Source organism: Streptomyces sp. NPDC058812, from assembly GCF_042744565.1.
GTDB lineage: Bacteria > Actinomycetota > Actinomycetes > Streptomycetales > Streptomycetaceae > Streptomyces > Streptomyces thinghirensis.
In genome coordinates this window covers 127,961-145,756 of the sequence record NZ_JBHYOB010000016.1, presented here as the reverse complement: position 1 = coordinate 145,756, position 17,796 = coordinate 127,961, and the positions used below count along the sequence as shown (strand labels likewise).

General features: G+C 72.1%; 23 protein-coding genes. 1 reads left to right on the top strand and 22 read right to left on the bottom strand.

Annotated features, from left to right (window positions below):
- Positions 1-44: 44 nt before the first annotated feature.
- From lgt to hisI, 11 genes are all read right to left on the bottom strand, one after another.
- Positions 45-1,031 carry a prolipoprotein diacylglyceryl transferase gene (lgt, locus tag ACFW48_RS28605; RefSeq protein ID WP_386319326.1) on the bottom strand — a complete coding sequence of 329 codons (987 nt, stop codon included), beginning with the start codon at positions 1,029-1,031 and terminating at the stop codon, positions 45-47.
- 142 nt (positions 1,032-1,173) lie between these two features.
- Positions 1,174-1,947 (bottom strand): DsbA family protein, encoded by a 774-nt coding sequence (locus tag ACFW48_RS28600; RefSeq protein ID WP_386319324.1) that lies wholly within the window; start codon positions 1,945-1,947, stop codon positions 1,174-1,176.
- An 86-nt stretch (positions 1,948-2,033) separates the two neighbouring features.
- Positions 2,034-2,849: a tryptophan synthase subunit alpha gene (trpA, locus tag ACFW48_RS28595; protein WP_210959061.1), complete on the bottom strand. Its 816-nt coding sequence runs from the start codon at positions 2,847-2,849 to the stop codon at positions 2,034-2,036.
- Positions 2,846-4,129, bottom strand: coding sequence for a tryptophan synthase subunit beta (trpB, locus tag ACFW48_RS28590; protein WP_386319321.1), 1,284 nt, complete (start codon positions 4,127-4,129; stop codon positions 2,846-2,848). Before trpB ends, trpA begins: the two co-directional genes overlap by 4 nt.
- A gap of 57 nt (positions 4,130-4,186) precedes the next feature.
- Positions 4,187-4,411: a tryptophan biosynthesis modulator TrpM gene (gene trpM / locus ACFW48_RS28585; protein ID WP_386319318.1), complete on the bottom strand. Its 225-nt coding sequence runs from the start codon at positions 4,409-4,411 to the stop codon at positions 4,187-4,189.
- A gap of 21 nt (positions 4,412-4,432) precedes the next feature.
- Positions 4,433-5,242 (bottom strand): indole-3-glycerol phosphate synthase TrpC, encoded by an 810-nt coding sequence (trpC, locus tag ACFW48_RS28580; RefSeq protein WP_121746507.1) that lies wholly within the window; start codon positions 5,240-5,242, stop codon positions 4,433-4,435.
- A gap of 117 nt (positions 5,243-5,359) precedes the next feature.
- The gene (locus ACFW48_RS28575) at positions 5,360-5,818 is read right to left on the bottom strand and encodes a DUF2752 domain-containing protein (protein WP_386319431.1); all 459 of its coding nucleotides are present in this window, start codon (positions 5,816-5,818) and stop codon (positions 5,360-5,362) included.
- A gap of 95 nt (positions 5,819-5,913) precedes the next feature.
- On the bottom strand, positions 5,914-6,165 hold the full coding sequence (locus ACFW48_RS28570; protein ID WP_386319315.1) for an HGxxPAAW family protein: 252 nt from the start codon (positions 6,163-6,165) through the stop codon (positions 5,914-5,916).
- A gap of 174 nt (positions 6,166-6,339) precedes the next feature.
- On the bottom strand, positions 6,340-6,981 hold the full coding sequence (locus ACFW48_RS28565; protein WP_386319312.1) for a TIGR02234 family membrane protein: 642 nt from the start codon (positions 6,979-6,981) through the stop codon (positions 6,340-6,342).
- An 85-nt stretch (positions 6,982-7,066) separates the two neighbouring features.
- Positions 7,067-8,566 carry an anthranilate synthase component I gene (locus ACFW48_RS28560; RefSeq protein ID WP_386319428.1) on the bottom strand — a complete coding sequence of 500 codons (1,500 nt, stop codon included), beginning with the start codon at positions 8,564-8,566 and terminating at the stop codon, positions 7,067-7,069.
- 29 nt (positions 8,567-8,595) lie between these two features.
- On the bottom strand, positions 8,596-9,042 hold the full coding sequence (gene hisI / locus ACFW48_RS28555; RefSeq protein WP_386319309.1) for a phosphoribosyl-AMP cyclohydrolase: 447 nt from the start codon (positions 9,040-9,042) through the stop codon (positions 8,596-8,598).
- A gap of 81 nt (positions 9,043-9,123) precedes the next feature.
- Between hisI and ACFW48_RS28550 the strand changes: the two genes are divergently transcribed.
- A complete protein-coding gene (locus tag ACFW48_RS28550) occupies positions 9,124-9,759 on the top strand; it encodes a TIGR03085 family metal-binding protein (protein WP_386319307.1) in 636 nt (211 codons plus the stop codon).
- Positions 9,760-9,770: 11 nt separating this feature from the next.
- Here the strand turns inward: ACFW48_RS28550 and ACFW48_RS28545 are convergent, their stop codons facing one another.
- The 11 genes from ACFW48_RS28545 to hisD form a co-directional block, all read right to left on the bottom strand.
- Complete coding sequence (locus ACFW48_RS28545; protein ID WP_386319304.1) at positions 9,771-11,051, bottom strand: MFS transporter; 1,281 nt, start codon at positions 11,049-11,051, stop codon at positions 9,771-9,773.
- Entirely contained in the window at positions 11,044-11,631 is a 588-nt protein-coding gene (locus tag ACFW48_RS28540) for an ArsR/SmtB family transcription factor (protein ID WP_386319302.1), read from the bottom strand. Before ACFW48_RS28540 ends, ACFW48_RS28545 begins: the two co-directional genes overlap by 8 nt.
- 59 nt (positions 11,632-11,690) lie before the next feature.
- Positions 11,691-11,843: a hypothetical protein gene (locus ACFW48_RS28535; protein ID WP_386319300.1), complete on the bottom strand. Its 153-nt coding sequence runs from the start codon at positions 11,841-11,843 to the stop codon at positions 11,691-11,693.
- Positions 11,844-11,909: 66 nt separating this feature from the next.
- On the bottom strand, positions 11,910-12,665 hold the full coding sequence (gene hisF, locus ACFW48_RS28530) for an imidazole glycerol phosphate synthase subunit HisF (RefSeq protein WP_386319297.1): 756 nt from the start codon (positions 12,663-12,665) through the stop codon (positions 11,910-11,912).
- Entirely contained in the window at positions 12,662-13,066 is a 405-nt protein-coding gene (locus ACFW48_RS28525; protein WP_003976767.1) for a RidA family protein, read from the bottom strand. The genes hisF and ACFW48_RS28525 overlap by 4 nt, the downstream gene beginning before the upstream one ends.
- The gene (priA, locus tag ACFW48_RS28520; protein ID WP_386319295.1) at positions 13,063-13,788 is read right to left on the bottom strand and encodes a bifunctional 1-(5-phosphoribosyl)-5-((5-phosphoribosylamino)methylideneamino)imidazole-4-carboxamide isomerase/phosphoribosylanthranilate isomerase PriA; all 726 of its coding nucleotides are present in this window, start codon (positions 13,786-13,788) and stop codon (positions 13,063-13,065) included. The genes ACFW48_RS28525 and priA overlap by 4 nt, the downstream gene beginning before the upstream one ends.
- A gap of 2 nt (positions 13,789-13,790) precedes the next feature.
- On the bottom strand, positions 13,791-14,429 hold the full coding sequence (gene hisH / locus ACFW48_RS28515; protein WP_386319292.1) for an imidazole glycerol phosphate synthase subunit HisH: 639 nt from the start codon (positions 14,427-14,429) through the stop codon (positions 13,791-13,793).
- Positions 14,426-14,590, bottom strand: coding sequence for a hypothetical protein (locus ACFW48_RS28510; RefSeq protein WP_031031034.1), 165 nt, complete (start codon positions 14,588-14,590; stop codon positions 14,426-14,428). The genes hisH and ACFW48_RS28510 overlap by 4 nt, the downstream gene beginning before the upstream one ends.
- A 3-nt stretch (positions 14,591-14,593) precedes the next feature.
- Positions 14,594-15,187, bottom strand: a complete 594-nt coding sequence (gene hisB / locus ACFW48_RS28505; protein ID WP_210959041.1) for an imidazoleglycerol-phosphate dehydratase HisB — start codon at positions 15,185-15,187, stop codon at positions 14,594-14,596.
- Positions 15,184-16,299, bottom strand: a complete 1,116-nt coding sequence (locus tag ACFW48_RS28500; RefSeq protein WP_386319290.1) for a histidinol-phosphate transaminase — start codon at positions 16,297-16,299, stop codon at positions 15,184-15,186. The genes hisB and ACFW48_RS28500 overlap by 4 nt, the downstream gene beginning before the upstream one ends.
- Positions 16,296-17,648, bottom strand: a complete 1,353-nt coding sequence (gene hisD / locus ACFW48_RS28495; protein ID WP_386319287.1) for a histidinol dehydrogenase — start codon at positions 17,646-17,648, stop codon at positions 16,296-16,298. The genes ACFW48_RS28500 and hisD overlap by 4 nt, the downstream gene beginning before the upstream one ends.
- Between the last annotated feature and the right edge of the window lie 148 nt (positions 17,649-17,796).

Below are 17,796 nucleotides of genomic sequence, written 5' to 3'. Positions count from 1 at the left end.
CCGGAACTCTCCGGGCGCCCTCGGCGACGTGCGGCGGCGGGCCGTCAGCCCTTCTTGGCCGAGTCGGCCCCGTCCTTCACGTCCTTCACGCTCTTCTCGTCCTCCACGGTGCCGTCGCCACCGGAGTCCTTGTTGTCCCCGGCGTCCTTGGCGTCCTTGGCGTCGGCGTCCGTGTCCCCCTTCGCGTCGTCCCCGGCGTCACCGTCGGAGGACTCCGCGCCCGGCTCGACCACGGCCTCCCGGCCCGGCCGCGTCCGCGCCGAGAGCACCATGTACACCACGGCGAGCAGGAACACGAGGAGCGCGGTCCAGTTGTTCAGCCGCAGACCGAGGATGTGGTGGGCATCGTCGACGCGCATGTACTCGATCCAGAACCGGCCCGCGCAGTACGCGGCGACGTACAGCGCGAACGCCCGCCCGTGGCCCAGCTTGAAGCGGCGGTCGGCCCAGATGACGAGCAGGGCCACGCCGATGCACCACAGCGACTCGTACAGGAACGTCGGGTGGTACGTGCCCGGCACCCGTCCGTCGGCCGACGAGGTGATCTCCACGGCCCAGGGCAGGTCGGTGGCCCGGCCGTACAGCTCCTGGTTGAACCAGTTCCCCCAGCGGCCGATGGCCTGGGCGAGGGCGATGCCGGGGGCGACGGCGTCGGCGTACACGGGCATCGGGACGCCCCGGCGCCGGGCACCGATCCACGCGCCCACCGCGCCGAACGCGATCGCGCCCCAGATTCCGAGGCCGCCCTCCCAGATCTTGAAGGCGTCGACCCAGTCACGGCCCTCGCTGAAGTACAGCTGGTAGTCCGTGATCACGTGGTAGAGCCGGCCGCCGATCAGGCCGAAGGGAACGGCCCAGACCGCGATGTCGGCCACCGTGCCGGGCCGCCCGCCTCTGGCGACCCAGCGCTTGTTGCCGAGCCAGACGGCAACGAAGACGCCGATGATGATGCAGAACGCGTAGCCGCGCAGCGGGATGGGACCGAGGTGCAGCACCCCGCTGGACGGGCTGGGAATGAAGGCAAGTTCCATGGCAGGGTCGACGCTACCGTGTCGGACGGTGCCCGCGTCGGGCAGCCCGGCTACGGGTCCGTAACAGGCGGACGGAGGACGCGTCCCGCGGACGGACCCGCGGGCGCTCCGCCGCCCACCACCGCGCCACTTGTCGGCGTCGCTACTTGTCGGCGTCCTGCACCAGCTGCTTCAGCTTCGCCGGTGTCATGGAGCGGTCCTGGTAGATGTTCTTGCCGTCCAGCAGCACGGTCGGCGTGCCGCTGAAGCCACCGGTGCGGAAGGCCTCGTTGGACTTCTCCACCCAGCTGTTGTGCTTGCCGCCCTCGACGCACTCCTGGAAGAGCGCGGTGTCGAGGCCGTCGACCTTGCCCGCCAGATCGATCAGCTTGTTCTCGTCGGCGAAAGCGTCGTCGGCCTCCGCCGGCTGGTTGGTGAACAGCACGTCGTGGTACGGCGTGAACTTGCCCGCGTCCTGGGCGCAGGCCGCGGCGTTGGCGGCCTTGCGGGAGCCGGTGCCGCCCATGTTTCCGTCGATGATCGTCGCCAGGTGGTACTCGACCTTGAGCTGCCCGGCTTCGGTGAGCTCGTGGATCGTGTCGCGGTACGCCAACTCGAAGGCCTTGCAGGCCGGGCAGCGGAAGTCCTCCCAGATGACGAGCGTCGACTTGGCGCTCTCCTCGCCGACGGGGATCGCGAGGCTGTCCTTGCCCTGCGCGCCCGAGGGCGCCACGATCGGGCCGGCCGACTCGCTGCCGTCGTCCTTGCCCGCGTTGGCGGCGACCACGCCGATCACCGCCGCGAGCCCCAGGACGCAGACCACGCTCGCGCCGACGATCAGCGCGCGCCGGCGCTTGTCCTTGGACTTCTGCTTCTCGCGCTCGGCCGCCAGCTTCTGACGGGCGGTGCGCTTTCCCTCTCGGTTCTTCTCGCTCACACCCCGCAGAACGAACCGGGGAGGCGCAGCGCGCCTCCCCGGTCCCAGGTCCACCCGTACGAGGGACCTCTGTCACGTGCTTGTCGTCACGCCTGTCCGCGCACGCCCTTCGCCAGGTCGGCGGCGAGCGTGCGGACGCCCTCAAGTCCGGCCGCGTCGTCAGGGGCGTCCAGCATGCGCTTGACGAACGCCGAGCCGACGATCACGCCGTCGGCGAAGCCGGCCACCTCGGCGGCCTGTGCGGCGTTGGAGACGCCGAGCCCGACGCAGACGGGGATGCCGGTGGTGGCGCGGGTGCGCCGCACCAGGTCCTCGGCCTGCGCGCCGACCGACTCGCGGGTGCCGGTGACGCCCATGAGGGAGGCGGCGTAGACGAAGCCGCTGCCGGCCGCGGTGATCTCGGCGAGCCGCGCGTCCTTGCTGCTGGGCGCGACCACGAAGACGGTGGCGAGCCCGTGCTTGTCGGCGTGCTCCCTCCACAGCGCCGACTCCTGGACGGGCAGGTCGGGCAGGATGCACCCGGCGCCGCCCGCCTCGGCCAGCTCGGCGGTGAAGCGCTCGACGCCGTAGCGGTCGATGGGGTTCCAGTACGTCATGACGAGGATCGGCTTGCCGGTGGCCGCGTGCGCCTCCCGGACCGTCCGCATCACGTCGGCGATGCGCACGCCGCCGCGCAGGGCGATGTCGTCGGCGGTCTGGATGACCGGGCCGTCGAGGACGGGGTCGCTGTGCGGCAGACCGACCTCGACGACGTCGGCGCCGCCGTCGAGCGCGGCCTTGATCGCCTCGATGCCGCCGTCCACGGTCGGGAACCCGGCCGGGAGGTAGGCGATGAGGGCGGAGCGGCCCTCGGCCTTGGCCGCCGCGAGGGTGTCGTTCAGCAGCTGTACGTTCCCGCTCACTTGGCGTCCCCCTCGATCTCGGCGGTGCCGGCCTCGTCGGCGGCGACCTCGGCGTCGGTGTCGTAGAGCCCGAAGTAGCGGGCGGCGGTGTCCATGTCCTTGTCGCCGCGACCGGACAGGTTGACGACGATCAGCCCGTCCTTGCCCAGCTCCTTGCCGACCTCGATGGCACCGGCCAGCGCGTGGGCGCTCTCGATGGCCGGGATGATGCCCTCGGTGCGCGACAGCAGGCGCAGCGCCTGCATGGCGGCGTCGTCGGTCACCGCGCGGTACTCGCCGCGGCCGGAGTCCTTGAGGTAGCTGTGCTCGGGACCGATGCCGGGGTAGTCGAGCCCCGCCGAGATCGAGTACGGCTCGGTGATCTGCCCCTCGTCGTCCTGGAGGACGTAGGAACGGGAGCCGTGCAGGATGCCGGGCTCGCCCGCGGTCAGGGTGGCCGCGTGCTCGCCGCTGTCGATGCCGTGCCCGGCCGGCTCGCAGCCGATGAGGCGGACGTCCGCGTCGGGGATGAAGGCGTGGAAGAGGCCGATGGCGTTGGAGCCGCCGCCGACGCAGGCGATCGCGGCGTCGGGGAGGCGTCCGGCCTGCTCCAGGAGCTGGCGGCGGGCCTCGACGCCGATGACGCGGTGGAAGTCGCGCACCATCGCCGGGAAGGGGTGCGGGCCGGCGACGGTGCCGAACAGGTAGTGGGTGCGGTCGACGTTGGCGACCCAGTCGCGGAAGGCCTCGTTGATCGCGTCCTTGAGCGTGCGGCTGCCGGACTTCACGGCGATGACCTCGGCGCCGAGCATGCGCATGCGGGCCACGTTGAGGGCCTGGCGACGGGTGTCGATCTCGCCCATGTAGATGGTGCAGTCGAGGCCGAAGAGCGCGCAGGCCGTCGCCGTCGCCACGCCGTGCTGGCCGGCGCCGGTCTCCGCGATGACGCGGGTCTTGCCCATGCGCTTGGTCAGCAGGGCCTGGCCGAGCACGTTGTTGATCTTGTGGGAGCCGGTGTGGTTGAGGTCCTCGCGCTTGAGGAAGACACGGGCTCCGCCGGCTTCGGTGGCGAAACGCGGGACCTCGGTCAGCGCCGACGGGCGGCCTGTGTAGTGGACGAGCAGGTCGTCCAGTTCGCGGGCGAACTCCGGGTCGGACTTGGCCTTGTCGTACTCGACGGCCACCTCGTCGACCGCCGCGACGAGGGCCTCGGGAATGAACTTGCCGCCGAAGGCGCCGAAGTAGCCTTCGGCGGTGGGGACTTGACCCTCCGGGTCGGGGATGAAGAAGTTGCTGGGCATGCGTGTACCTCACGGTGAGTGTCTGGTATTGGCACGTTCGCCGTGGGGCGCGGGTCGTCAGGCCTCTTCAGGCCGTCTCTGGTTGCTCGCGCAGTTCCCCGCGCCCCTTACGGGGCGCTGCTGCCATCGCATGCCGTTGACCTGGCCCGGCTCGTCACCGATGACATACCGCACCCGGCGGCCGTGGATCCGGCGCGCGGGGGCGCGGCAGCCGCGCGGGCGGCAGCCTCGGGCCAGGCGCGCGTACGGGTCCCTGGTCGTCAGGGTGGGCGGGAGTGTCATCGTCGGCCAGCCTACCGGGGGTCAGCCGCGCCCGTGCCGCAGTGCCGGGTGTTCGCCGGCGGCCACCAGGTCGGAGACGGCCGTCTTCGGGTCGCGGCCGGTGACCAGGGACTCCCCGACCAGGACGGCGTCGGCGCCCTCGTTGGCGTAGGCGATGAGGTCGTGCGGGCCGCGGACGCCGGACTCGGCGACCTTGACGATGTGCGCCGGGATCTCCGGGGCGACCCGCTCGAACGTGCCGCGGTCGACCTCCAGCGTCTTCAGATTGCGCGCGTTGACGCCGATGATCTTGGCGCCGGCGTCCACCGCGCGCTCGACCTCGTCCTCGTCGTGCACCTCGACGAGCGGGGTGAGTCCGATGGACTCGGCGCGCTCGATCAGCGACTCCAGCGCCGGCTGCTCGAGGGCCGCGACGATCAGCAGCACGAGGTCGGCGCCGTGCGCACGCGCCTCCCACAGCTGGTACGAGGTGACGATGAAGTCCTTGCGCAGCACGGGGATGTCCACGCGCGCGCGGACCGAGTCCAGGTCGGCCAGCGAGCCGCCGAAGCGGCGCTCCTCGGTGAGCACGGAGATGACGGCGGCGCCGCCCGCCTCGTAGTCCGCGGCGAGTCCGGCGGGGTCGGCGATGGCGGCAAGCGCGCCCTTGGACGGGCTGGAGCGCTTGACCTCGCAGATGACCTTGACGCCGTCGCCGCGCAGGGCGGACACGCCGTCCTTGGCGGGGCGAGCCTTGGCCGCGCGCTCCTTGAGCTCGTCGAGGCTGACGCGCGCCTGCCGTTCCGCGAGGTCGGCACGGACTCCGTCGATGATCTCGTCGAGCACACTCACGCGAGCGGCCCCCTTTCAGACGGCGAAACCTGTGGTCACTGTGATGGTATCCGGAGCAGGGCACGGGCCTCGCATCCGGTTGACGCCGGTCCCACTACCTGGACGTTCGCCAGGTGATCAAGGGAGGAGCCAGCCACCGAACGGCAGGTTCCGGACAACCGTGAAGACCAGCAGCAACGCCCCCAGCGTCCACAGGTGGGCCGGGCCGAGGTCGATCCGCAGGGGACGGCCGCGCGCCACGCGGATCACCCAGACGGTCCACAGCACGGCGAAGCCCAGATAGCCGAGGACGGCCGGAGCGTTGGCGTGCAGCGCGGTCAGCACGTCCCCGTGGACGAACGCGTGGGCGCTGCGCAGGCCGCCGCAGCCGGGACAGTAGATGCCGGTGAAGCGCAGCAGGGGGCAGACGGGGTAGTGGCCGGGTTCGTTGGGGTCGACGCTCCCCACGTACGCGAACGCGCCGACGACGGCCGCGAGCACCCCGGCGGGAGCGGCCAGGCCAAGGAGGGCGGGCGCGCCCCGCGTAACGGTCGTGTTCTGCGTCGTTTTCCCGGTCTCGGCGTCCACGCACCGCATTCTGCCCCCGCCGGGCCGTACGCGCACGTGAGGGACGGCCCCGGCACCTGCGTGCCGGTCCGCCCCTCGGGAGGTGCCGTGACCGCCGTGCCTGGTCAGCCCTTGGCGTCGGCCGGCTCGCGCTCGCCGGCGACCTGGTGCACGGGGTGGTTCTGCTTCGGCTGGCCGAGGCCCATCATGCGCATGATGCCGCCCACGACACCGCCGAGGAGCACGACCACCATGCCGGCCCAGAAGCCCAACGGCTGGGCCGCCACCATGAACACGCCCGCGATGCAGAAACCGATGAAGGCGATGATGACACCCGTCCAGGCGGCCGGGGTGTGACCGTGGCTGCTGCCCGACATTGCTTGCTCCTCGTTGCTGTGTGCCAAGTCTGAGCAGGACGCTCGTGCCCATTGTCCCGCACGGGCGCGCGCGGTGTGAGCGGGGGTGCTTCCCACGCGCGCGTGACGGCCGCCGGGCCCGGAGCGCGCGTGTCACGTCGGCGGGTGCCCGCGTGCGCGCGGGTGAACCGCGGGTCAGGCGCCGGTCGGGTCCTCGCCGCGGTCGAGGGCCTTCCAGATGTCCTCGGGGCGGTCCGGGTCGACGGTCTGCGGCTTGCGGCGCGGGCGCGGGGTGCCGTCGCGCTCGTAGCGGCCGGACATCGCGGGCCACAGGCGGCCGTAGCGCAGGGCGAGCAGCCCGGCCAGCAGGAGCAGGGCGCCGCCCACGGCCGCGACGTACGGCCAGGCGGTGTGGGAGAGGACGTCCACGGTGGCCGAGGTGTCGCCGGCGGCCTTCGCGGCCTGGTCGTCCAGGGCGGAGCTGTCGGAGGCGCCGGCCAGGGCCGCGGCGACGGTCCCCGCACCGCTCAGCGCGAGCAGGGCCGCGACAGCGAACCGGCCCGTGCGGCGGACGGCGAAGACGGCGACCAGCGCGGCGAGGCCCACTATGGCGAGCGCCGCGGGTACGCCCGTGACGTCGCTGCCCGTGGCGGTCAGGGGGAACGCGCCGCCGGCCACCGTCGCGGTGCCCTCCGCCCACTCCTGCCGGGTGGCGAGCAGGGCGACGGCCGCGCCGAGCGCGCCGCACAGCAGGGCGGCGGCGAGGCTCCGGCGGCCGGCCCGGGCGGGTCCTGCGGCTGGGGTACGGGGGTGAGGAACGGCTGTCACGTACTCCACTATCACCCGAACCCCGGGCGAACCGTCACCCGGGGTTCGGATTGGCGGGCGTGAGATCCGCCCCATCCGCGGGAGCCGGTTGGCCCTACTGCCCCAGCCGGTTGGCCGTGTGCACCGCCCGCAGCACCGCCGCCGCCTTGTTGCGGCACTCGGTGTCCTCGGCGACCGGGTCGGAGTCGGCGACGACGCCGGCGCCGGCCTGCACGTAGGCGGTGCCGTCGCGCAGCAGTGCCGTGCGGATGGCGATGGCGGTGTCGGAGTCGCCCGCGAAGTCGAGGTAGCCGACGCAGCCGCCGTACAGGCCGCGCCGGGACGGTTCGAGCTCGTCGATGATCTGCAGGGCGCGCGGCTTGGGAGCGCCGGAGAGCGTGCCGGCCGGGAAGCAGGCGGTGAGGACGTCGAAGGCGGTGCGGCCCGGGGCGACCCGTCCGGTGACCGTCGAGACGATGTGCATGACGTGCGAGTACCGCTCGACGGACATGAAGTCGACGACCTCGACGGAGCCGGGTTCGCAGACGCGCCCGAGGTCGTTGCGGCCCAGGTCGACGAGCATGAGGTGCTCGGCGCGTTCCTTGGGGTCGGCGAGCAGTTCGTCGGCGAGGGCCTGGTCCTCCCGCGGGGTGGCGCCGCGGTGCCGGGTGCCGGCGATCGGGTGGACCATGGCCCGCCCGTCCTCCACCTTGACCAGGGCCTCCGGGGACGATCCGACGACGTCGAAGCCGTCGAGGCGGAACAGGTACATGTACGGGGACGGGTTGGTGGCCCGCAGCACCCGGTAGACGTCCAGGGCGCTCGCCGTGCACGGCGTCTCGAAGCGCTGGGAGGGGACGACCTGGAAGGCCTCGCCCGCGCGGATGCGCTCCTTGATGTCCTCGACGGCCTCCTGGAAGTCGGGGCCGCCCCACAGAGCGGTGTACTCCGGCAGCTCGGACGGCGGCAGCGCGGCCGGCGGCTGGGCCACCGCACGCGTGAGGTCGGCCTCCATGGCGTCCAGGCGGGCGACCGCGTCGGCGTAGGCCTCGTCGACGCCCGTTTCGAGGTCGTTGTGGTTGATCGCGTTGGCGATCAGCAGGACCGAGCCCTCCCAGTGGTCCATGACGGCGAGGTCGCTGGTGAGCAGCATGGTCAGCTCGGGGAGCTTCAGGTCGTCGCGCTCCCCGGGGCCGACCTTCTCCAGGCGGCGCACGATGTCGTAGCCGAGGTATCCGACCATGCCGCCGGTGAAGGGCGGCAGGCCCAGGTCGTGGGCGAGGTCGCGCGGGGTGTGCAGGGCCTCGACGGTGGCGCGCAGGGCGGCGAGCGGGTCGCCGTCGGTGGGGACGCCGACGGGCGGGGTGCCCTGCCAGTGGGCCTGCCCGTCCCGCTCGGTGAGGGTGGCGGCGCTGCGGACGCCGACGAAGGAGTAGCGAGACCATCGGAACGCCGCCCGGCCGTTCTCCGCCGACTCCAGCAGGAAGGTGCCGGGGCGTTCGGCGGCGAGCTTGCGGTACAGCGCGACCGGGGTGTCGCCGTCGGCGAGGAGTTTGCGGCTGACCGGGATCACCCGGCGGTCGGCGGCCAGCTTCCGGAAGGTCTCGAGGTCCATGACGTCCATGTCGTCCATGTCGGCAGACCCTACTGACCCGCGCCGGGCGCGCCGGAGCCCGCGCCGTCGACGCCGTCGACGCCGTCGACGCCGTCGACGCCGTCCGCGCCGTCCGCGAGGAGCACGTCGGCGTCGAAACAGGTGCGCGCGCCGGTGTGGCAGGCGGCGCCGACCTGGTCGACCTTGACCAGGAGGGTGTCGGCGTCGCAGTCCAGGGCGACGGACTTCACCCACTGGAAGTGCCCGGAGGTGTCGCCCTTGACCCAGTACTCCTGACGGCTGCGTGACCAGTAGGTGCAGCGTCCCGTCGTCAGGGTGCGGTGCAGTGCCTCGTCGTCCATCCAGCCGAGCATCAGCACCTCACCGGTGTCGTACTGCTGGGCGATGGCGGGCAGGAGGCCGTCGGCGCCGCGCTTGAGACGCGCGGCGATCTCCGGGGCGAGCGGGCTGGGACGCCGGGGGGAGCTGCTGGTCATGCGCCCATTGTGCCGCGCGGGACGGACACGCCCCGGCCCTGTCCATTGGGCGGACCCGGCAGACCGCCGTAGGCTGACTGCATGTCGACTTTCGCCAAGCGTGAACGACTTCTGCTCGCGGACCTGTTGGAGACGGCGGGTCCGGACGCCCCGACCTTGTGCGACGGCTGGCGCACCCGTGACCTCGCCGCGCACGTGGTGGTGCGCGAGCGCCGGCCGGACGCCGCCGGGGGCACCCTGATCAAGCAGCTGGCGTCCCGGCTCGACCGGGTGATGGAGGAGTACGGCGCGAAGCCGTACGAGGAGCTGCTCCAGCTGATCCGCACGGGTCCGCCCCGCTTCTCCCCCTTCCAGCTCAAACAGGTCGACGAGGCGGCGAACACGGTGGAGTTCTACGTCCACACCGAGGACGTGCGCCGTGCCCAGCCGGACTGGTCGCCGCGCGAGTTGGACCCGGTCTTCCAGGACGCCCTGTGGTCCCGGCTGGAGCGCGCCGCGCGGCTGATGGGCCGGGGCATCCCGACGGGCCTGGTGCTGCGCCGCCCGAACGGCCAGACGACGGTCGCCCACCGGGGCACGCCGGTGGTGACCGCGACCGGCGAGCCGTCCGAGCTGCTGCTGTTCGCCTACGGGCGGCAGGGCGCCGCGAAGGTGGAGCTGGAGGGCGAGAAGGACGCGATCGCGAGGCTGCACGAGACGAAGCAGCTGGGGATCTGAGGCGGCGGCCGCTACTTCGGCAGTTCGGCCCGCCGCACGCCGGGCGCACACAGGGCGACGACCCCGCCGAGTGCGCAGACCGCGCCACTGACGGCGAAGACCGGGCCGGTGCCCCAGACGCCGATGGCGGCGGCGGACAGCGGCATGCTCAGCGGCGCGATGCCCAGGCTGACGATTCCGCCGACGGCGGTGACGCGCCCCAGATAGGCGGGTTCGGACTGGGTCTGCAACAGTGCCCCGCACATGGCGCCGCTGAGCCCCGTGAGCAGCCCGACGACCACCGCGGTACCGACGGCCACGGGGAGCCCGGGGGCCTGCGCCAGGGCGCCGATCGCGGCCGCGCCGGGGATGATGGCACCGGCGGCGACACACCCGGCGCGCGGCAGGCGCCCCCGCACGGTCAGCAGCAGGGCGGCGACTCCGGCCCCCGTGCCGAACCCGGCGAGCACCCAGCCCATCCCGGAGGCGCCCCAGCCGCGCTCGTCCGCGAGCAGGGTCAGGCCGACGTTGAGGGGGCCGACGAAGCCGAGGTCGCCGAGGGCGATGGCCACCATCAGCGGGCCGAGGACGCGGTGCCGGCGGATGTAGCGGAGTCCGCCCACCAGGTCCCGCCACGCGGTGGCCTCCCCCGCGGCGGGCGCGCCGGACACGTCGTCGGGCGGCAGCTCGCGCATCCGTACGGAGATCAGCAGCGGCACCGACACGGCGATCAGCAGCCCCGCGAACGCGAAGGCCGCCGACGCGCCGCCGACCGCCACGCCGAGCCCGCCGAGCGGCGCGCCCACGACGGCGGCGAAGCGCACGGCGAGGCCGCGCATGCCCTGGACACGGGCGAGCTGGTCCTTGCCGGTGATGCGGGCCGGGAGCGCCCCGACGGCGGGCAGGAAGAGGGCGTCGACCGTACCGAAGACGACCGCGAGCAGGGCGAGGAGCCACAGCCCCGGGTCGGTCACGAAGAGCAGCGCGGCGACCGCCAGCACCGTGGCGCACCGTACGGCGTCGCTGCCGATGACGACCTTGCGCGGCCCGAACCGGTCGGCGACCACCCCGCCGCCGAGCATGAGCAGCGCACGGGGCACCGCGCTGACGGCGGTGACGACGCCGGCCTGCGCGGGGGTGCCGTTCTGCACGGCGGCCCAGGACAGCGCGAGGTAGAAGACCATGTCGCCGACCATGGACGCGGTGTAGGCGGCGACCCAGCGCAGGACGTTGGGGTCGCGGTGGGCGGGGCGTTCGGGGGTGGCGGTCCGAGGTATGCCCGTGTCCGGCACGGACGTGGTCCCCTCAGACACGGAACGGGAACCCGTATACGTGCAGCGCCACGTTCTCGCGCCCTTCGGTGTCGCCGGCGGCGTCGGCCGCACGCCCTTTCTCGTCGTACTTCTTGGCCAGGGCGAGCAGTTCCTCGCCCAGTTCGGCCAGTTCGGCGGGGGTCAGTCGCAGCAGGGACTCGTTGTCGGGGGCGGCGGAGTTCCACTCAGGACCCCAGGTGGGGCGCTCGTCCAGGTAGCGGCGGTACATGTCGGTCCGCTGTTGGTGGAAGAGTCGGGTGGCCGCGAGGTGGGCGGCCGCCCGCTCGGGGGCGTCGCGGAAGTTCTCGTCGCGGATGCTCACGCCGTCCGAGGCGGGCTGCCACCAGCGCTCCCGACCGTCCGCGCTCTGCGGTTCCGCCTCCTCGACCAGTCCGTGCTCGGCCAGTTTGCGCAGGTGGTAGCTGACCAGGGAGACGGCCTCGTCGACCTGTTCGGCGAGCTGCGAGGCGGTCGCCGTGCGCGCCACGCACAGGCCGCGGTACAGCTGCATGCGCAGGGGATGCGCCAGGGCTTTGAGGGTGCCCAGGTCGGTGATGGGGCGGTTCTCCTCACGGGCCATGACCCCACCATAATTAGGAAGGGAAAGTTGCGCAACGAACTTTGCGCAACTTTCCCTTCCTAAGTCCTGGAGTCCCGCTTCTGACGCCTGGTCGCCACGCCTTCGATCAGGGCGTCATGTGCGAGCCGCTCCACGGCGACGCCCCGATGCTGGGCCTCCGCCCACAACTCGACCAGCTCTTCCTCGGTGAACTCGATCGTGATCGCAGCCATATCTGCACGTTAGAAGCGAACCTCACGCGCGGTGCCGCGGCTGCCACCATCGAGCGACGCCCCGAACTAGCGAACGGGATGCCCCGCCCCCCGCAGCGTCTCCTTCACCTGACCGATCCGCAGGTCGCCGAAGTGGAAGACGGACGCCGCAAGCACCGCGTCCGCGCCCGCCTCGACGGCCGGGGGGAAGTCGGCGAGGCGGCCCGCGCCGCCGGAGGCGATGACCGGGACCGTCACGTGCTTGCGGACCGCCGCGATCATCTCCAGGTCGTAGCCGTCCTTCGTGCCGTCCGCGTCCATCGAGTTCAGCAGGATCTCCCCCGCGCCCAGCTCGGCGGCGCGGTGCGCCCACTCCACCGCGTCGATGCCGGTGCCGCGCCGGCCGCCGTGGGTGGTCACCTCGAAGGTGCCCGCTTCGGTCCGGCGGGCGTCGACCGACAGGACGAGGACCTGGCGGCCGAAGCGCTCGGCGATCTCGCGGATCAGGTCGGGTCGGGCGATGGCGGCCGTGTTCACGCCCACCTTGTCCGCACCGGCCCGCAGCAGCTTGTCGACGTCGTCGGCGGTGCGCACGCCGCCGCCGACGGTCAGCGGGATGAACACCTGCTCGGCGGTGCGGCGCACCACGTCGTACGTCGTCTCGCGGTTGCCCGACGAGGCGGTGATGTCCAGGAACGTCAGCTCGTCGGCGCCCTCGGTGTCGTACACCTTGGCCATCTCGACGGGGTCGCCCGCGTCGCGCAGGTTCTGGAAGTTGACGCCCTTGACGACCCGGCCGTTGTCCACGTCCAGGCAGGGGATGACTCGGACCGCCAGGGTCATGAATCCACGGCTCCTCTATACGCTTCCACTTCGACTGACACCAGCACCCGCGAGTCGATGAAGCCCTGCACGACCAGCAGGGTCGTGACCGGGCGTACGGAGTCGAACAGCTCCTTGTGGGCGCGGCCCACCGCATCGACGTCGCGGGAATGTGCCAGGCACACACGGGTCCGGATCACGGACTCGATGCCGAGCCCGAACTCGGCGATGGCCTCGACGGCGGTGCCGAAGGCCACCTTCGTCTGTTCGTACGGGTCGCCCTCGCCGTAGAGCATGTCGCCCTTGAAGGCTGTGGTGCCCGCCACGATGACACGGTCACCCGCCGCCACGGCCCGTGCGAAACCGAAGGACTCTTCCCAGGGACTTCCGCTCTGCACGCGCCGTACGGCTTCGGATGTCATGGCGACACAGCCTCCAAGGCTTCTTCCAGGGTGAACGCCTTCGCGTACAGGGCCTTCCCGACGATGGCCCCCTCGACACCGACCGGGACCAGACCGGCGATCGCGCGGAGGTCGTCCAGGGACGAGACGCCGCCCGATGCCACGACCGGGCGGTCGGTCGCCGCGCAGACGTTCTTCAGGAGTTCCAGGTTGGGGCCCTGGAGGGTGCCGTCCTTGGCGATGTCGGTGACGACGTACCTGGCGCAGCCCTCCTTGTTGAGGCGGTCCAGCGTCTCGTAGAGGTCGCCGCCGTCCCGGGTCCAGCCCCGGCCGCGCAGGGTCGTACCCCGTACGTCGAGACCCACCGCGATCTTGTCGCCGTGCTCGGCGATGACCTTGGCGACCCACTCGGGGGTCTCCAGAGCGGCCGTGCCGAGGTTCACACGCGTGCAGCCGGTGGCGAGCGCGGCGGCGAGGGTGTCGTCGTCGCGGATGCCGCCGGACAGCTCCACCTTGATGTCCATGGCCTTCGCGACCTCGGCGATCAGCTCGCGGTTGTCCCCGGTGCCGAAGGCGGCGTCCAGGTCGACGAGGTGCAGCCACTCGGCGCCGGAGCGCTGCCAGGCGAGGGCGGCCTCCAGCGGCGAGCCGTAGGAGGTCTCGGTGCCGGACTCGCCGTGCACGAGGCGGACGGCCTGGCCGTCGCGGACGTCGACGGCGGGGAGGAGTTCGAGCTTGCTCATCTCTACAGGGTCTCGATCCAGTTGGTGAGGAGCTGGGCTCCGGCGTCGCCGGACTTCTCGGGGTGGAACTGCGTGGCCCACAGGGCGCCGTTCTCCACGGCCGCCACGAAGGGCTTGCCGTGCGTGGACCAGGTGACCCTGGGAGCGGCGATCAGCGGGTTGTGCGACTCCTGGGTCCAGTCGTGGACGGCGTAGGAGTGCACGAAGTAGAAGCGGGCGTCCGCGTCCAGGCCGGCGAAGAGCTGGGAGTCGGCCGGTGCCTCGACCGTGTTCCAGCCCATGTGCGGCACGATGTCGGCCTGGAGCGGTCCGACCGTGCCGGGCCACTCGTCCAGGCCCTCGGCCTCCACGTCGTGCTCGATGCCGCGCGCGAACAGGATCTGCATGCCGACGCAGATGCCCATCACCGGGCGCCCGCCGGACAGCCGGCGGTCGACGACCCAGTCGCCGCGCGCGGCCTTCAGGCCGTCCATGCAGGCGGCGAAGGCGCCGACGCCCGGCACCAGCAGCCCGTCGGCGTTCATGGCCTTGTCGTAGTCACCGGTGATCTCGACATCGGCTCCCGCGCGCGCGAGGGCACGCTCGGCGGAGCGGACGTTGCCGAAGCCGTAGTCGAAGACGACGACCCGCTTGGCGGTCAATTCCAGACCTCCAGCCTCAGGACGCCCGCGAAGAGGCACATCGCGGCGCCGATGGAGAGCAGCACGATCAGGCCCTTGGGCATCTGCTGCTTGGCGAAGGAGTAGATGCCGCCGAGGAAGAAGAGGCCGACGACGATCAGTGCGGTGGACGTACCGTTCATGGGTTACAGCGCGCCCTTCGTGGAAGGCAGGATGCCGACGGCGCGCGGGTCACGCTCCGAGGCGTAGCGCAGGGCCCGGGCCAGCGCCTTGAACTGGCACTCCACGATGTGGTGCGCGTTGCGCCCGTAGGGCACGTGCACGTGCAGCGCGATCTGCGCCTGGGCGACGAAGGACTCCAGGATGTGCCGGGTCATCGTCGTGTCGTACTCGCCGATCATCGGCGCCATCTTCTCGGGCTCGGTGTGCACGAGGTAGGGGCGGCCGGACAGGTCGACGGTGACCTGGGCGAGGGACTCGTCCAGCGGGACCGTGCAGTTGCCGAAGCGGTAGATGCCCACCTTGTCGCCGAGGGCCTGCTTGAAGGCGGCGCCCAGCGCGAGGGCGGTGTCCTCGATGGTGTGGTGGGAGTCGATGTGCAGGTCGCCGTCGGTCTTCACGGTCAGGTCGAACAGACCGTGCCGGCCGAGCTGGTCGAGCATGTGGTCGTAGAAGCCGACGCCGGTGGCGATGTCGGTCTTGCCGGTGCCGTCGAGGTCGATCTCGACGAGGACCGAGGTCTCCTTGGTGGTGCGCTCCACGCGCCCGACGCGGCTCATCCGCTCTGCTCCTGTTCCTTCTTCAGTTCGCGTACCGCATCGAGGAACGCGTCGTTCTCCGCCGGGGTGCCGGCGGTCACCCGCAGCCACCCCGGCACGCCGTTGTCCCGGACCAGGACGCCCCGGTCGAGGATCTGTCGCCAGACCTCGTGGGAGTCCGCGAACCGCCCGAACTGGACGAAGTTCGCGTCGGACTCGGTCACCTCGTAGCCGATGGCGCGCAGTTCGGCGACGAGTCGGTCCCGCTCGGTCTTCAGCTGCTCGACGTACTTCAGCAGCGTGCCGGTGTGCTCCAGGGCGGCCAGCGCGGTCGCCTGGGTGACGGCCGACAGGTGGTAGGGCAACCGTACGAGCTGGACGGCGTCGACGACGGCCGGGTGCGCGGCGAGGTAGCCCAGGCGCAGGCCCGCCGCGCCGAACGCCTTCGACATCGTGCGGGAGACGACGAGGTACGGCCGCCCCTCCAGCAGCGACAGCAGGGAGGCGCCGTGGCTGAACTCGATGTAGGCCTCGTCGACCACGACCATGGAGGGCTTGGCGGCCTGTGCGGCCTCGTAGAGCGCGAGGACCGTCTCGGCCGGGACCGCGTTGCCGGTGGGGTTGTTGGGGGTGGTGATGAAGACGACGTCGGGGCGGTGCTCGGCTACGGCCCGCTCGGCCGCGGGCACGTCGATGGTGAAGTCGTCGTGGCGCGGGCCGGAGATCCAGCCCGTGCCGGTGCCGCGCGCGATGAGGCCGTGCATCGAGTACGACGGCTCGAAGCCGATCGCGGTGCGGCCCGGCCCGCCGAAGGCCTGCAGCAGCTGCTGGATGACCTCGTTGGAGCCGTTGGCCGCCCAGACGTTGCGCACGTCCACGGCGTACCCGGAGGTCTCCGTCAGGTACTCGGCGAGCCTGGTGCGCAGCTCTACCGCGTCCCGGTCGGGGTAGCGGTTGAGGTCGCGGGCGGCCTCGCGGACCCGCTCGGTGATCCGCTCGACCAGCGCCTCGGGCAGCGGGTAGGGGTTCTCGTTGGTGTTCAGCCGTACGGGCACGTCCAGCTGGGGCGCGCCGTAGGGGGACTTGCCGCGCAGCTCGTCCCGTACGGGGAGATCGTCGATTCCGAACGTCACTTGCTCTCCGGCACCTTCCACTCGCTGTGCCCGATTTGTTCGCCTCCGGCGAAACGTGCCTTGATCGCCGCGCCGTGGGCGGGCAGGTCCTCCGCCTCCGCCAGCGTCACCACGTGGTGCGCGACCTCGGCGAGGGCGTCCCGCGTGTAGTCGACGATGTGGATGCCGCGCAGGAAGGACTGCACCGACAGGCCCGAAGAGTGGCAGGCGCAGCCACCGGTGGGCAGGACGTGGTTGGACCCGGCCGCGTAGTCGCCGAGCGAGACGGGCGCCCAGGGGCCGACGAAGATCGCGCCGGCGTTCTTCACGCGGTCGGCGACGGCGGCGGCGTCGGCGGTCTGGATCTCCAGGTGCTCGGCGCCGTACGCGTCGACCACGCGCAGGCCCTCGGCCAGGCCGTCGACCAGGACGATCGCGGACTGGCGGCCGGCGAGGGCCGGGCGGATGCGGTCCTCGATGTGCTTGGTCGCCTCGACCTGCGGCTCCAGCTCCTTCTCCACCGCGTCCGCGAGCTCCACGGAGTCGGTGACCAGGACGGCGGCCGCCAGCGGGTCGTGCTCGGCCTGGCTGATCAGGTCGGAGGCGACGTGCACCGGATCGGCCGTGGAGTCGGCGAGGACCGCGATCTCGGTCGGGCCGGCCTCGGCGTCGATGCCGATCCTTCCGGTGAAGTAGCGCTTGGCGGCGGCGACCCAGATGTTGCCGGGGCCGGTGACCATGTTGGCGGGCGGGCAGGACTCGGTGCCGTACGCGAACATCGCGACGGCGGTGGCGCCGCCGGCCGCGTACACCTCGTCGACGCCCAGCAGGGCGCAGGCGGCGAGGATCGTCGGGTGCGGCAGGCCGTGGAACTCCGCCTGCGCCGGGGAGGCGAGCGCGATCGACTCGACGCCGGCCTCCTGCGCGGGCACGACGTTCATGATCACGGACGACGGGTAGACCGAGCGCCCGCCGGGCGCGTACAGGCCGACCCGGTCGACCGGCACCCACTTCTCGGTGACCGAGCCGCCGGGCACCACCTGGGTGGTGTGGGTCGTACGGCGCTGCTCGCGGTGGACGAGACGGGCGCGGCGGATGGACTCCTCCAGGGCCGCGCGCACGGCCGGGTCGAGCTCCTCCAGCGCGCGCGTGAGCGCGGCCGCCGGCACCCGGACCTGGTCGAGCCGGACACCGTCGAACCGCTCGGCGAAGTCGATCAGCGCCGCGTCGCCACGATGATGCACGTCCTCGCAGATCGGACGCACCTTCTCCAGGGCGACCGAGACGTCGAAGTCGGCTCGGGGCAGCAGGTCGCGCAGGGCGGGGCCCTCGGGGAGGTCGTCGCCGCGCAGATCGATTCGGGAGATCACGGAACCAATTCTCTCAGACCCGCGTCGGACACCGTCCGCGCGTATCAATGGCTGATACAGAACGCGACGGGCCCTCGCGGCCACGGCGGGGCACTGGCGGGGCCGCGCCAGTTCGTGCTCACTTTGAGTGTTCGGGGCGTCACCCAGC